Here is a 13613-nt window from a genome sequence, read left to right on the forward strand (position 1 = left end):
TTGCGCCTGGACTGTGTAACATGCGGTCCATGTGTTCTGTGACGACGACGAACGGAGCGCCGAATCGATGACCGAATTCACCCAGATCAAGCTCGATACTGCCGACGGTATCGCCACCCTCACGCTCTCCCGCCCGGAAAAGATGAACGCCTTCACCGGCGTCATGATGCAGGAGATGATCGATGCCATCGACATCACCGATGCTGACGACAGCGTGCGCGCCGTTATCGTGACGGGCGAGGGTGAACGTGCATTTTGCGCCGGTGCCGACCTGACGCCTGACGAAGGTGCGGGCAATGTATTCGCGCGTCATGATCCGGTCGACGATCTGTCGGATACCCGCGTGCGCGACGGCGGCGGCCGCCTGGTCCTGCGCCTTTTCAATTCGCAAAAGCCCCTGATCGGTGCCTGCAATGGCGTCGCGGTGGGCGTCGGCGCGACCATGCAACTGCCGTTCGACATGCGACTTTGCAGCGACAATGCACGCTTCGGCTTTGTCTTTGCACGGCGCGGGATTACGCCGGAAGCCTGTTCGAGCTGGTTCCTGCCGCGGCTCGTGGGCATGCAGACGGCGCTGGAATGGTGCATGACCGGGCGTATCTTCGATGCCGGGGAAGCGCGTGAGCGCGGCCTTGTCCGGTCGGTACATCCCCAGGGCGAACTGATGGATGCGGCGGTGGGCCTGGCGCGCGAGATCGCCGACAACACGTCCGCCGTGTCTGTCGCCATGACGCGGGCGATGCTGTGGCGACTTTCCGCGACGGACCATCCCATGATGGCCCACCGGATCGACAGCCGCTCGATCTACCGGCTCGGCAAGAGCGAGGATAGCAAGGAAGGTGTCCGCAGCTTCCTCGAAAAGCGCCCGCCTGCCTATCCTGACACGGTCAGCGAAAACATGCCCGACTTCTACCCGTGGTGGGACGAACCCGGCTACGAATAGTTTCGCTTGAGACGGTCACAGTCGTAACGGCCTTGCCAAGGCGAACGCGGGAACCCAAGGTCGCCGGCATGTCGAAACACCAGCCTGCCCAGCGCCTTGCAGAGTTCCTGCCTTATCAATTGTCCATCGCTTCGAATGCCGTATCGACGCGCATCGCGGAACAATATCGCAAACGGTTTGCGCTGAAGACGACCGAGTGGCGCATCATGGCGGTGCTGGGTGATCATGGCGCGCTGACCCAGCGCGAGCTTTCGCAGCAGACGCTCATGGACAAGGTGCCGGTCAATCGAGCGTGCAAGCGGCTGGAACAGCGCGGTCTCGCCCAGCGCTCGCCAAACGCCAGCGATGGCCGCTCGCATCTGCTCGAACTGACCAGTGAAGGGCGGGCCGTGCACGCCGGCATCATGCCGTTGGCTTTGAAAATCGAGGAGGAGCTGTTTTCCGTGCTGAGCGAGCAAGAGCGAGTGGATTTGCTCGATATGCTCGGGCGCGTGCGCGACCAGGCCGGAGACTTCGACGCGGAAAGCCTGGCCGACTAAGGCAGTCGACCGGGCTTTCAGATCAGTTACGCGTTGACCGGCTAGCCAATGCCGCCGCTGAAAGCGTCGGCAATCGAACAAGCCGCCGGGCCGAGAATGACGATAAACAGCACCGGCAGAATGAACATGATCAGCGGTACGGTCATGATGGCAGGAAGGCGCGCGGCCTTCTCTTCTGCGCGCATCATACGTTCGTTGCGGAACTCGGCCGACAAGACACGCAGCGCGGAGGCCAGCGGTGTACCATAGCGCTCTGTCTGGATCATGGTCGTGACCACGCCCTTCACAGCGTCGAGGTTCACGCGATAGGCGAGGTTGTCGAAGGCCTTCTTTCGTTCGTTGAGGAAGGATAATTCGATCGCGGTCAGCGTAAACTCTTCGCCGAGTTCGGGATAGGCGCGGCCAAGTTCGCGAGCGACGCGGTTGAATGCCGCATCGACGGTAAGCCCGGCTTCGGCACAGATAACCAGTAGGTCGAGCGCGTCGGGCAGGCCTTTGCGAATGGCGTCTTCGCGTTTCTTCGCGATGTTGCTGAGATAGATTTCGGGGCCCTTGTAACCCAGGAAAAGGGCCAGGCCGAGCGCTGCGACGCGCTTCATCTGCCAGTCGGGATAGACCTCAACCAGGTAGAGCATGACAAAGGCAAAACCGCCCAGCAGGATCGGAAGAACGGCACGCAGGCCGATGACGACGATCGCCAGTTCCTTGTTGCGGATCCCGGCATGGGCGAGTTTCTGCTGTACGCTTTCGATCTGGCTTTGCTGCAGCACCTTCATGCTGCCAAGCGTGTCCTTAATTCTCTCGGTCGTGTCCGTCTTGCGAACCAGGCTTTGCCGTTTCTTGGCGCTCGACGTGACGAGGCCCATCTTGAGTTCTTCGCGACGACCCTCGAGGGCTCTGACCCGCTTGGCCATCGGATCCTTGATGGTCACCGCGGTGTAGATCGCAAAGACGACTGCTGCGGCAGCTATGCCGACAAGGATCGAGCCGACGACATAGACGTCGAAGCCGAGGAGGGTGGGGCCGGTCACGGGGTCCATTGCTCTAGTCTTTCCTCAACTCAGATTTCGAAACTGACCATCTTGGCCATGATGAAGCCACCGATACTCATCCATACGAGGCCGCCCAGTCCGGTGACGATCAGGCGATCGTCTTCGAAGAAGCCGCCGATATATGTTGGATTCACCCAGTAGATCAGCACGAAGACGATGAAGGGCAGCGATCCGACAATGTAGGCAGACGCCTTGGATTCAGAGCTCATCGCCTTGATCTTCAGCTTCATCTGCGCGCGCTTGCGCAGCACGTCCGAGAGGTTGGAAAGCGTTTCTGCAAGGTTACCGCCGGTTTCGCGCTGAATGGCGAGGGTAATGCAGAAGAAATTGAACTCCGCAATGCCCAGGCGATCGGCGGTCGCCTGCAGCGATTCCTCCATCGTCCGGCCGATTTTGGTCCGTTCGACGATGCCCTTAAACTCTTCACCCACCGGACCTGGCACTTCCTGTGCGACAACCGAAAGCGTTTCGGTGACGGGCAGGCCCGAGCGCAGGCCGCGAACCAGCAGTTCGATGGCATCGGGGAACTTCTTGTTGAAGTTGTTGGTCCGCTTCTTGATTGCGCGATTGACGATGAAATGGGGAAGCCCTGCACCGACCAGTATCCCCACACCGAGTGAAAGCGGCAAGGACCCGCTCCGCAAGAAAAGTAGCAGGGCGACCACAAATCCCAGGCCAAGCGAGGCGTAGGCATATTGGCTAAGCGTCCAGCCCTTGCCGGTGCGGTCAAGGCGGTTGGCCAGCGCTTCGATGCGCGACCCTGACCCGGCTACTTTATAGGCCGTTGGGCGGCGGGCAGCGATGGCCTTCTTCAGCTGCGATTCGACCTTGGTATCCGTGCTGTCCGAATGGCGGTATCGCACCTGCTGCAAACGCCGTTGGCTGGCCTTTCCTGCGTCAGGGCCGGAGAACAGAACATAGCCGATCGCCAGTAGGGCGAGGATACCCCCTGCCATCAATGTCAGCTGGATTATGTTCATGCCAAACTCCGTCCAAACCTAATGCGCGCGAGCCAAAAACTGCGCGTCGTTACTGCACGGGTTCCTTGACCCGCGTGTCTTTCTTCTTCGCCAGAAGGCTCTTGAGATCGAGATTGCCGAGAAGTGATTTCTTGGCGCCGCCGCCGTTGCCGGCCCCTGCGATATTCTCGTCGCCGGCACCAATGACCTGGGCGGAAAGCTGCTTGATCGCGGCCGTCGCTTTCGATCCATTGTTCGCATCGACGAACGTCTTGCCCAGTTTCGCGGCATTGGCAGCGGCTTTCTGGTCGAAGGGCACCATCACGTCGATTTTGCGTTCGATCGACGCTTCGAAGTCGGCCTTGCTGATTTCGGCGACACCCGGCTGAACTTTGTTGGCGACGATCACGACCTGCGAATGCGGTGCGTTGTTCTTGAGCCACGAAAGGATGCGGATCGTATCGCGTGCCGACGCGAGTGACATTTCCGTTGCCAGAACGACGACGTTCACGTCGTTGAGCAGGTGCGGGAAATTGATCATCATGTTGCGCGGCATGTCGAGCACCGTCATTTCGAACGTGTGCTTGAATTCTTCCTGCAGTTGCATGAAGGCCGAGCCATCCGTCATGAGCGGCTGGTTGATCGGAGCTTCTGCGGAGAGAATGGCCAGATTGTCATTCGCCCGGATCATGGCGCGTTCAATGAACAGCCCATCGATACGACTGGGATTGTCGATCGCATCGGTCAGGCCGCGTCCCGGCTCGAGATCAAGCGTAAGCGCACCGGTGCCGAAGTGGACGTCCAGATCGAGCAACGCTGTCGGCATGCGCTTTTCGGACGAGAAGATCCAGGCAAGCGATGTTACGATTGTCGATGCGCCGACGCCGCCGCGTGTGCCGATGACGGCAGTGGAAACGTGGTGCTTCACACCTTCTTCTTCGCCACCGCGCGGAGCCATGAAGACGGCCTGCGCCTGGTTGAGGGAATCCCGCAGCATGCCGGCGGATAGCGGCTTGAGCAGGTAGTCATGAATGCCGCTGGCGAGCAGATCCCGATACAGACGGACATCGTTGACCTGTCCGATTGCGATAACGACGGTTCCCGGCTCGCAGACTTCTGCAAGCGCATTGATGTCGTTCAGCGGGTCGCCACTTTCGGAAAGATCGACCATCAGGATGTTCGGGCTGGCCGATACCGACAGGGACTGGATTGCGTTGCGCAGTCCACCCTTGTTGCATTTTTCAGGTTGCCAGCCGAGTTCGATCACCACCGGACGAAGGACGTCGAGGGCGTTTTCATCACAGATATAGGCCGCAAAAGGATCGCGGTTTCCGGCCAGACCGGGTTTCAGTGAAGCGCTCATGGCTGGTTAGCCTCCTTCTTGGGTGTTGACTTCGGCCAGTCCGCCGGTTGCTCCGGTCGGCGCAAGGTCGCGATACGCCTTGATGGCTTTGGTAGAGGTGCTGACGACCGTTTCGCCGGTGCCTTTCTGGCCCGTGATGAGGTCTTCCGGATTGGCGACCATTGCCGCCAGATTACCGTTCACAGCGCAGCCATAACCCGGTGATGTCGCATTCGTCGGGTTGTGTTCGCCATTGGCCGACCAGTCAGGGCATCCCGGAACACTGGCGGTCGAGCGGGTCACGACAATTCTGGCCTGACCAGGGTTCACATACCCTGCCGTCACGGGTGCTTCTTCGCTGATCAGCACGCCGTGCCGACCCGCAAGCGCCGCCAAGTCACGCTTCACAGCCGGGTTGACGCTCGGATCGTCGATCGAGACGCGGTCGCCGTAACCCAAATTCATCGCATCGAACCAGTCGGCGATGCGCTGCTGCTCGCTAACCGCCAGGCCATCGCCACCGGTGCTGGCATCGAGAGTGAAATTGGTGCGTTCGACTACCGGTTGGTGCACGCTGTACAGTGTGCGATTTTCAGTCCCCATGCCCCCGCATGCGCCGAGCACGAGGCTGAGCGAGACGGCCAGAGATCCGGCGAGCTTGCGATTGATTGCCTTTGCCATTGTACTCGTCTCCCTTAGTCGAAGCTGAAGCCGGGCTTGGCCGACGCCGTGCGTTCATTGCGGCGCGCATCGGGCTGGAGGGCCGCCTGCGGTTCGCCATTGTTCAAAGGCTGGCCGCCAGAAATGCTGGGCTCGCCCGGCGCGGTTTCGACCGCCCGCGGCTCCGGCCGTTCACCGCCCGAAACGCCATCGCTCTGCTGGAAGCCGAGCAAACGCTGAAATTCGTCCGGTTTGCGGAAGCCATCGGTCGGCAAATGGATGTCGTTCGCATCGACGGGCTTCACGAGATACGGTGTCACCACGATCACCAGTTCGGTTTCGCCTTTGCGATAGGTGGTCGAACGGAACAGGTTGCCAAGGATCGGGATGTTACCGAGGCCCGGGGCCTTGTCGATCGTGTTCGTGGCATTGTTGGACAACAGGCCCGCAATCATGAAGCTCTGGCCCGAGCCAAGTTCCACCGTCGTTTCTGCACGCCGCGTTACGAGTGCCGGGATCTGGAAGCCTTCGAAGACAACAGCGCCTTGGCTGGAAAGCTCCGATACTTCCGGACGTACCCGCATCGAGATGCGCCCATTGGCGAGCACGGTGGGCGTATAGGCGAGGCTTACGCCGTAGTTCTTGTACTCGATGGTGGTAGTGCCGAGACCCTGACTAAGGGGGATCGGAAACTCGCCACCCGCGAGGAATTCTGCCGTTTCGCCGGAAAGAGCGGTCAGGTTTGGCTGCGAGAGCGTGGTCACGAGCCCTTCGTTTTCAGCGAGGTCCAGCGCGGCTCCAATGTCGAGCCCAAGAAATCTTCCCATCGCACCGAGCGTGGTGCCCGGGGAAACTCCCCCAATCCGAGTGCCTTCTGCTTGTACAAGCTTGGTCGGATCTGCCGGATCAGGGAGCAGTCCAATCGGTGTGTTCCCCACACCGAGAGCGGGAAGCCGTCCACCATTGATGAAACCACTGCGCCCCTGACCGACGCCGAACTGAAAGCCTCCCGTGCTGTCGATGCTGGTCAAGTTGACCCCAATCGCACGTACGAAGCTGCGACTGACTTCGGCAATACGCACTTGCAGATTGACCTGCAGCGGCGTCGCCATCCGCAAGCGGCTGATGACATTCGATTCCGTGCCGACGAAGGCTTCGACAAGACGCTGCGCTTCTTCGGCATCTTCCGGGGCGGCGACCGTCCCGGTTAGAAGAATGACATTCGACCCCATGGTAGCGACCGAAATGTTGGCTTCCGGCATGGCGAGGGCGAGTAGCTGGTCGATACTGCCGATATTCGACCCGACGCGGACATTGGCGGACCACACGATATCGCCGGCATTATTGCTAGCGTAGATCGTCGTTTCGCCACCGGCCTTGCCGAAGACGTAGAGCTGGCGTTGCGATTTGACCTGGACGTCGGCGACATTGTCGTCGGCGACAAAGACATCGGCCATATTGCCCGGTACATTGACCAGTTCACCGCGACCGATGGACAGAACGATCTCGGAGTTAGGACGAACCACAGACTGGGCAGTGGCGGTGGTAACCGGGGCTGCCGCCAGCGGCGTCAACGCCAGGCTGGAGAGCAGGAGTTTCGTTGTAACGCGACGTGTCATGGAATTGCCCCCTGAATGGCGTTCCTGTTGCTTTTTCCTGCTCATCTCACACCTACAGCTTGGGCGGCAGGCAATGTCTGTGCGGCACTTGCGGCACCGCGCGCCGTGCTCGATCCGACTGCACCAATCGATACATCCTCGGTCTGCTTGCCACGGGTGACCCGCACGCTGGGACCACTGCGAACCGGTTGTCCGTCGCCGTAAGCGGCTTGCGGTGCGCTGGTGCCCTGCGCAGGAGCCGTACGGCGCTGGAAGCGCGATACGTCGCCGCCGGTCACGTAGGTGCTCTTGCCGTCATCGGGACGCGCCATGGCTTCGCGCAGGAGCCGTTCTTCCTGCTCGGGGGTGGCGTTATCCGGAATGGAGACGTCACCCGAAGCGATGGCCCGTTCGAGTTCGCTCTGATTGTCGGCGAGTGAGCGCAGCGACAAGCTGAGCGTGCCGATTGTCTGCGCCACGGCGACCTTCTCGGCAATGACCGGGGTTACTTCGAGCGTGACAGTGCTGAACGCCTTGACCACGGTCGATCCGTCTTCCGCCTTTTCCGAAACGGTCGACTGGTCGGTTGCCAGAACACGAAGGTTACGAAGAATGGTTTCCGATGCCTTCAGGCTGGACTCTTCGCTACCTTCGACCTGCTGGGTCAGAACCATGTCCACCCGGTCGCCTGGGAAGACGAACCCGGCTACACCCGACTGGGCGGTAACCGGAACCGTTATGGCGCGCATGCCCGGTGTCAGAGCGGCAGCGAGAAAGCCCCGATCTCCGGGGGCAACCAGAGAGCCCTGCGTCACAGGTTCGCCAGCCGTGATCGGATGGCGGACGACAGTGCCGAGAAGCTTCGTGATATCCGCCTCGCCGTCGAGGAAATACGCATCCTGGACCAGTTCGGCAGGCCACGCTTGAAAGCCGATGGCATCGGCGGTGATGATCGTCCCGACCGGGAGCGCACGTTGTGCAACAAGGACCTTGGGTCCCTGTGGTTCGACCTGCGCGGCAGCTTCGGCCTGCGGTGCGCCTGCACCAGCAAACATGCTCCGTGCGACAAGTGCCGTACCGACCGCGATGATCAGTGCAGCAACCAGCAGAACCAGCTTCTTCCTATCCATGGCTTTGTAGCCCCCTAGTTCAGCCCGCGAAATCCCAGTGCGGGCAAGTATGGTTTCAAGCTTTACGGGCGAATTGGTTAAAATCGCGTTGTCAGCCCGCGGCTATCGCGCCGACCGGCCGGAACATCTGGCCGCTTGCCATCACCCACAGAGCGGCGAGCGAAATCGCGGGACCGTAAGGGACCCATAAATCGCGATCGTGCCGCCGGATGATGCGGATCGAACCAAGCGTTACGACAAGCAGGATGATGAAGGGTGCCAGCATCAGGCCGATAACCGCGATAGGGCTGGTCGTTACGGAGCCGAGCAGATCGGCCGGAACTGAAAGTCGTGGTCCACCCAGAACGGCGCTGGCGAACAACGCAGCAATGGCCGTGCCCAGACCCAACAGTATGGCATCGCGCAAAGGGCGGGTCCGGACGGTAGTGGAATGGGCTACGCGCCAGGCGCCAATCGCCATGGTCAGCACCCAGCCGAGCATCGCCATGGCAACCAGCAGCAGAGTGAACTGCGAGGGCGGTACCCACAATGCTAGCGCCGAGAGCAGCTTCACATCGCCGCCGCCCATCTGACGGATAGCGAACAATATGCAGCACACGGCGAACACAATGGCGGCCAAACCGATCTGAAGGGCGACGCCCGGCCAGAGCGGCAAACCAGTCGATAGCCAGAATACCGGCGCGCCCAAGGCGACCGCCATCGTCAGCCGGTTGCTGATCGTACGGCTCTTCAGATCCGTTACGATTACCCAGAGCAGTGCGATTGCCAATCCGGCGAGCAATACGTAGGTGGAAATTTCGCTTTGCATGTCGCCCCCGAGGCTTTCTTCGGGCCCGGTGCTACAGGAACGTGCTTACCAAACAGTAACCATACGAGGATGTCCGGTCACCGTTATGCAGGCAGAAAGGCAATCCATCGATCGGCGCGCGATACCGGCCGGTGCCGTAGAGAGCAGGTTTGCGTTAGCGGACGGCCATGAAATCCGCCGGATCGATTTACCGGCTGAGGATGGGGGCAAGCGCGGGTCGATCCTTTTCATGCCCGGCCGCGGCGACTCCTACGAAAAGTATCTCGAAACCCTGGTCGAGTGGAGTCGCGCTGGCTGGCACGTGACCGCGGCGGACTGGCGCGGGCAGGCTGGATCAGGGCGTTTGGGCGATGATGCAATCACAGGACATGTCGGGGACTTTTCCGACTGGGTCGATGACCTGGCCTTTCTCTGGAAGACTTGGAAAACAGAGACGCGCGGGCCGCATATAGTCGTCGGCCACTCGATGGGGGGGCACCTCGTCACGCGTGCGCTGGTGGATGGGCAGATCGATCCCGACGCAGCGATACTCAGCGCGCCGATGCTCGGCATGTCGGGTCCTCCGCTGCCTCTGGGGGTATCGCACTTCGTCGCTTGGTTCATGACCAAGATCGGCAAGCCCACGCGGCCCGCATGGAAGTGGAGCGAGAAACCCGGCGAAATGCCGGCCAATCGCTCCGACCTGCTGACACACGATGCCGGTCGGTATGCGGACGAATTATGGTGGCGGGAGAGGCGACCCGAACTGGTCATGGGGCCAGGAAGCTGGGGCTGGGTCGAGCGGGCCTATGCCTCGACGCGCCAGTTGGTAAAGCGCGGCGCGATGGAGAACGTGGAGGTGCCTGTCCTCATCATCAGCACATCTGCAGACAAGCTCGTTCGTCATCCGTCCGCGGTGCGCGCCGCACAGCGATTTCCCAATGGAGAGTTGCTGGCGTTCGGCAATGAAGCGCGCCATGAAATCCTGCGGGAAGTTCAGCCCGTACGAGGGCGTGCGATGGCCGGCATCGCCGAATTCCTCGACCGGGTGGCTCCGCCAGAGGTTTCGTGAGCACATACGATTTCGCATTGATCGGCGCCGGAATTGCAGGTGCCAGCCTGGCCGCCGAACTCTCGCTAGGCGGTGCACGGGTTCTGCTGCTGGAAGCAGAGGACCGACCGGGATATCATGCCACGGGGCGTTCTGCTGCATTCTGGGAGGAGTGCTATGGCGGCCCGGACATAGTTCCGCTTACGCTGGCATCCGGGGAATATCTGCGCAGCGGCGGCTTTCTGCAGCAACGGGGGGCCTTATACGTTGCGCGCGATGAGGATGCGGCACTTGTCAGTGATTTTCTCGAGCGGTTCCAGGCAACGGGGGCGGTGCTGGAGCGGCTGGGGGCCGCCGAGGTGCAGCGCCGCGTTCCGGGGATTCGCCCGACATGGTCGGCTGCGGTTTGGGAACCGGCCTGCGCCGATATCGATGTGGCAGCGCTCCACGCCCATTACCTCCGTCAAGCGCTCGATACCGGCGTGAACCTGCAATGCCGGGCGCGGGTCACCGGTCTCCAGCGGATATCGGGGTGCTGGCGTATCACCGATGCCCGCGGGGAAGAATATCGCGCCGATTGCGTGGTAAACGCTGCCGGGGCCTGGGCAGACGAGCTGGCCGCGATGGCCGGAGCGCGGCCAGCGGGAATCACGCCCTATCGTCGCACGGTGGCTCAGCTTCGGCTGGCGACAAACGTGCCGGAAGATTTGCCTCTCGTGCTCGATATTGAGGGCAAGTTCTATTTCAAGCCCGAAGCGGGAGGGCGGCTCTGGGTGAGTCCCCAAGATGAAGAACCGAGCGTGCCTTGCGATGCGGCACCGGAGGAATTGGCAGTTGCTCAAGCGATTGCGCGGCTTGAACAAGTCGTCGACTGGCAGATCGAGGCGGTCGAACACAAATGGGCTGGCTTGCGCAGCTTTGCCGCCGACCGGAGGCCTGTTTACGGATTCGACCCGAAGATCGAGGGATTCGCGTGGTTTGCGGGGCAAGGTGGCTTCGGGATACAAACATCCCCCGCTGCGGCACGGTTGACGCGGCAATTGTTGCTGGGCGAAGGCAGGGACGAGATGACAGCCGATCTCGATGCCGATCTGTACTCGCCGGATCGTTTCGGCTGAACTTCTTACGAGCTTAGTTCCGCCCGGCTATCCGGTCGGCCTCGTCACTTGCCAAGCGATCGACCCGGTCGTTTTCCACGTGACCGGAATGGCCCTTGACCCAGTGCCAATCCACCTTGTGCCGCGCGGTCAGGTCGATCAGTTCATGCCATAGTTCGGCATTGCGTACCGGCTTCTTGCTGGCGTTGACCCAACCGCGTTTCTTCCAGCCGTGCACCCACTTCGTAATACCATCGATCAGATACTTGCTGTCGGTATAAAGATCGACCTCGCACGGTTCGATGAGAGCACTCAGGCCCTTGATCGCAGCCGTCATCTCCATGCGGTTGTTGGTCGTATCGGCTTCGCTTCCCGACAGTTCCTTTTCATGCGCCCCCATGCGCAGGAGCGCGCCCCAACCGCCGGGCCCGGGGTTTCCCTTGCAGGCTCCGTCGGTAAAAAGTTCGACTTTCTTCATGAGAAGGCGCTGTGCCCCTTGTCGCGATAGAATTCCAGTCGGTGCACGAAATCCATCGGGTCCTTGCGGCGGACGAGGGCGTCGGCGGGCGTGTCCAGCCAATCCTGAGCGCGGCTGGCAATAAAGCGCAGGCAAGCTCCCTGCGCGAGCAACGGCAGGTGATCGCGCTCGCTCTTATTCAAGGGCCGGACCGAATCGTACCCTTCTACCAGCGCAGCGCCGAGCGCCTGGTTCAGGTGCTTGCCCGACTGATCGAAACACCAGGCCGCATGCGTAACTGCAAGGTCGTAGGCCATGGCGCCGGTGCAAGCGAAATAGAAATCGATCATGCCCGTGACCCGGTCACCCAGCATCAGAACATTGTCGGGAAACAGGTCCGAATGGATAATGGAAAGCGGCAAATCGTTGGGCCAGCTTCGGGCGATGCCAGTGGCAACATCGAGGATGCGGGGAAGACTAGCATCGATCGAAGCGAGCGCATCGGCGCTGCACTCATGCAGGATGGCTGAGGTCTGTTGGGGGCCGAGATCATTCGGCCGGCTCATGGCGAAATTCCCGGCGGCGAGATGTATCTGCGCGAGCGCAGAACCGACCGCGCGCGCTTGGTCGGGATCGGGAATGGTCGGCGACACGCCGGGGAGAAATTCAATCAGCGCCGCGGCTTTTTCACCCACCATGCGGAAAGGCGCTCCGCTACGATCATGTATGGTGCGCGGCACGGGGCACCCCGCTTCGGACAGGTGGTCCAGCAGGGCAAGGAAAAACGGCAGATCGGCAAGTTCGATCCGGCGTTCGTACATCGTCAGAATATAACGTGCCTGGGTCGTTTCGATCAGCCAATTCGAATTCGAAACGCCTTCGGCAATACCTTTGGCCGAAACCAGTCGACCGGCATCGTATTCCGCGATCAGGCGCGCCAGGTCCTCGGCGCCCAGATGGGTGTAGACCGCCACCTATTCGGTTAGCTGACGCGGCAGCTTGAAGATCATGTTCTCTTCCGCTGCCGTGACAATATCCTCTTCCACGGCGCGCCAGTCGGACAGCCGGTCTACGACTTCGCGAACCAGTTTTTCAGGTGCGGATGCGCCGGCCGTCAGCCCGACCGTGCCGACACCTTCCAGCCAGCTCGGGTCGATTTCATCGGCGCGCTGGATCAAGCGGGCGTCAGTCCCCATCCTTTCCGATACTTCGACCAAACGAAGGGAATTGGAGGAATTCGGTGCGCCGATAACCAGTACCAGGTCGCAGCTTGCTGCAATCTGTTTAACGGCCGCCTGCCTGTTGCTTGTCGCGTAGCAGATGTCTTCTGCCTTCGGGGCGACGATCTGCGGGAAGCGTTCTTGCAGCGCGGCGATGATATCGTGGGTATCGTCGACCGAAAGGGTGGTCTGCGACAGATAGGACAAATTGTCTTCTGGTGTGAAATCGAGATCGGCAACGTCCTCGACCGTCTCGACCAGAGTGATCTGACCCGGCGGTACCTGGCCCATCGTCCCAATGACTTCGGGGTGTCCGGCATGCCCGATAAACAGGATGTGCTGGCCCTTTTCGACCTGCCGCTCCGCCTGCCGGTGAACCTTGCTGACGAGGGGACAAGTCGCATCGACATACAACATGTTGCGGCGTTCGGCTTCGGCAGGCACCGTCTTGGGGACGCCGTGAGCACTGAAGACCACCGGCGCATCGTCGGGTACCTCGTCCAGCTCCTCGACAAATATGGCCCCCTTGGCTTTGAGACTGTCGACCACGTACTGATTGTGCACGATTTCGTGACGCACATAGACGGGCGCGCCGAACTTGAGCAGCGCCCTCTCGACTATCTCGATCGCACGATCGACGCCGGCACAGAATCCGCGAGGCGCTGCGACAATGAGCTTCAAAGGCAGACGCGGATCGCGTCCGGGTATGGCAGGCGTGGATGGAAAGGGGGCGTTCATGTCCCGCCCTCTAGCGCTTTCGTGCAGGCCAAGCTAGGGC

Annotated in this window: 14 protein-coding genes; 4 read left to right on the forward strand and 10 right to left on the reverse strand. The window is 61.0% G+C overall.

The annotated features are described in order from the left end of the window. The first annotated feature begins 67 nt into the window (after positions 1-67). Positions 68-943 carry a crotonase/enoyl-CoA hydratase family protein gene (locus tag AC13F2_RS12230; protein ID WP_482965353.1) on the forward strand — a complete coding sequence of 292 codons (876 nt, stop codon included), beginning with the start codon at positions 68-70 and terminating at the stop codon, positions 941-943. A 68-nt stretch (positions 944-1011) separates the two neighbouring features. Continuing rightward, complete coding sequence (locus AC13F2_RS12235) at positions 1012-1482, forward strand: MarR family winged helix-turn-helix transcriptional regulator (RefSeq protein WP_103022542.1); 471 nt, start codon at positions 1012-1014, stop codon at positions 1480-1482. Positions 1483-1523: 41 nt separating this feature from the next. Here AC13F2_RS12235 and AC13F2_RS12240 read toward each other — a convergent pair whose 3' ends face one another. From AC13F2_RS12240 to AC13F2_RS12270, 7 genes are all read right to left on the reverse strand, one after another. Next, complete coding sequence (locus AC13F2_RS12240; RefSeq protein WP_103022543.1) at positions 1524-2522, reverse strand: type II secretion system F family protein; 999 nt, start codon at positions 2520-2522, stop codon at positions 1524-1526. A 20-nt stretch (positions 2523-2542) separates the two neighbouring features. Then, positions 2543-3514, reverse strand: a complete 972-nt coding sequence (locus AC13F2_RS12245) for a type II secretion system F family protein (RefSeq protein WP_221597865.1) — start codon at positions 3512-3514, stop codon at positions 2543-2545. 49 nt (positions 3515-3563) lie between these two features. After that, the gene (locus tag AC13F2_RS12250) at positions 3564-4856 is read right to left on the reverse strand and encodes a pilus assembly protein CpaE (protein ID WP_221597864.1); all 1293 of its coding nucleotides are present in this window, start codon (positions 4854-4856) and stop codon (positions 3564-3566) included. A 6-nt stretch (positions 4857-4862) separates the two neighbouring features. Next, positions 4863-5516, reverse strand: a complete 654-nt coding sequence (locus AC13F2_RS12255) for a CpaD family pilus assembly protein (RefSeq protein ID WP_397490095.1) — start codon at positions 5514-5516, stop codon at positions 4863-4865. Between the two features lie 14 nt (positions 5517-5530). Continuing rightward, entirely contained in the window at positions 5531-7114 is a 1584-nt protein-coding gene (locus AC13F2_RS12260) for a type II and III secretion system protein family protein (protein WP_482965354.1), read from the reverse strand. Positions 7115-7155: 41 nt separating this feature from the next. Further along, positions 7156-8223, reverse strand: coding sequence for a Flp pilus assembly protein CpaB (cpaB, locus tag AC13F2_RS12265; protein WP_103022548.1), 1068 nt, complete (start codon positions 8221-8223; stop codon positions 7156-7158). Between the two features lie 91 nt (positions 8224-8314). Next, entirely contained in the window at positions 8315-9031 is a 717-nt protein-coding gene (locus AC13F2_RS12270) for an A24 family peptidase (protein ID WP_103022549.1), read from the reverse strand. Between the two features lie 85 nt (positions 9032-9116). On the opposite strand from AC13F2_RS12270, the gene AC13F2_RS12275 reads away from it, so the two are divergent. Together AC13F2_RS12275 and AC13F2_RS12280 are read left to right on the forward strand one after the other, a co-directional pair. Beyond that, positions 9117-10082, forward strand: coding sequence for an alpha/beta fold hydrolase (locus AC13F2_RS12275; protein WP_482965355.1), 966 nt, complete (start codon positions 9117-9119; stop codon positions 10080-10082). Then, positions 10079-11179 (forward strand): NAD(P)/FAD-dependent oxidoreductase, encoded by a 1101-nt coding sequence (locus tag AC13F2_RS12280; protein ID WP_482965356.1) that lies wholly within the window; start codon positions 10079-10081, stop codon positions 11177-11179. The genes AC13F2_RS12275 and AC13F2_RS12280 overlap by 4 nt, the downstream gene beginning before the upstream one ends. A gap of 13 nt (positions 11180-11192) precedes the next feature. Here the strand turns inward: AC13F2_RS12280 and rnhA are convergent, their stop codons facing one another. The 3 genes from rnhA to ispH are packed head-to-tail and all read right to left on the reverse strand — an operon-like array spanning position 11193 to position 13573. After that, positions 11193-11636 carry a ribonuclease HI gene (rnhA, locus tag AC13F2_RS12285; protein ID WP_103022552.1) on the reverse strand — a complete coding sequence of 148 codons (444 nt, stop codon included), beginning with the start codon at positions 11634-11636 and terminating at the stop codon, positions 11193-11195. After that, the gene (thrB, locus tag AC13F2_RS12290) at positions 11633-12589 is read right to left on the reverse strand and encodes a homoserine kinase (RefSeq protein ID WP_482965357.1); all 957 of its coding nucleotides are present in this window, start codon (positions 12587-12589) and stop codon (positions 11633-11635) included. The genes rnhA and thrB overlap by 4 nt, the downstream gene beginning before the upstream one ends. Further along, positions 12590-13573: a 4-hydroxy-3-methylbut-2-enyl diphosphate reductase gene (gene ispH, locus AC13F2_RS12295; protein ID WP_222827563.1), complete on the reverse strand. Its 984-nt coding sequence runs from the start codon at positions 13571-13573 to the stop codon at positions 12590-12592. Positions 13574-13613: the final 40 nt, after the last annotated feature.

The sequence above is a fragment of the Qipengyuania sp. L-5Y genome, from assembly GCF_056859455.1.

Bases quoted from the DNA above. Each gene is read 5' to 3' on its own strand.
- AC13F2_RS12230 (WP_482965353.1), top strand. From the start codon at position 68: ATGACCGAATTCACCCAGATCAAGCTCGATACTGCCGACGGTATCGCC.
- AC13F2_RS12235 (WP_103022542.1), top strand. From the start codon at position 1,012: ATGTCGAAACACCAGCCTGCCCAGCGCCTTGCAGAGTTCCTGCCTTAT.
- AC13F2_RS12240 (WP_103022543.1), bottom strand. From the start codon at position 2,522: ATGGACCCCGTGACCGGCCCCACCCTCCTCGGCTTCGACGTCTATGTC.
- AC13F2_RS12245 (WP_221597865.1), bottom strand. From the start codon at position 3,514: ATGAACATAATCCAGCTGACATTGATGGCAGGGGGTATCCTCGCCCTA.
- AC13F2_RS12250 (WP_221597864.1), bottom strand. From the start codon at position 4,856: ATGAGCGCTTCACTGAAACCCGGTCTGGCCGGAAACCGCGATCCTTTT.
- AC13F2_RS12255 (WP_397490095.1), bottom strand. From the start codon at position 5,516: ATGGCAAAGGCAATCAATCGCAAGCTCGCCGGATCTCTGGCCGTCTCG.
- AC13F2_RS12260 (WP_482965354.1), bottom strand. From the start codon at position 7,114: ATGACACGTCGCGTTACAACGAAACTCCTGCTCTCCAGCCTGGCGTTG.
- cpaB (WP_103022548.1), bottom strand. From the start codon at position 8,223: ATGGATAGGAAGAAGCTGGTTCTGCTGGTTGCTGCACTGATCATCGCG.
- AC13F2_RS12270 (WP_103022549.1), bottom strand. From the start codon at position 9,031: ATGCAAAGCGAAATTTCCACCTACGTATTGCTCGCCGGATTGGCAATC.
- AC13F2_RS12275 (WP_482965355.1), top strand. From the start codon at position 9,117: ATGCAGGCAGAAAGGCAATCCATCGATCGGCGCGCGATACCGGCCGGT.
- rnhA (WP_103022552.1), bottom strand. From the start codon at position 11,636: ATGAAGAAAGTCGAACTTTTTACCGACGGAGCCTGCAAGGGAAACCCC.
- ispH (WP_222827563.1), bottom strand. From the start codon at position 13,573: ATGAACGCCCCCTTTCCATCCACGCCTGCCATACCCGGACGCGATCCG.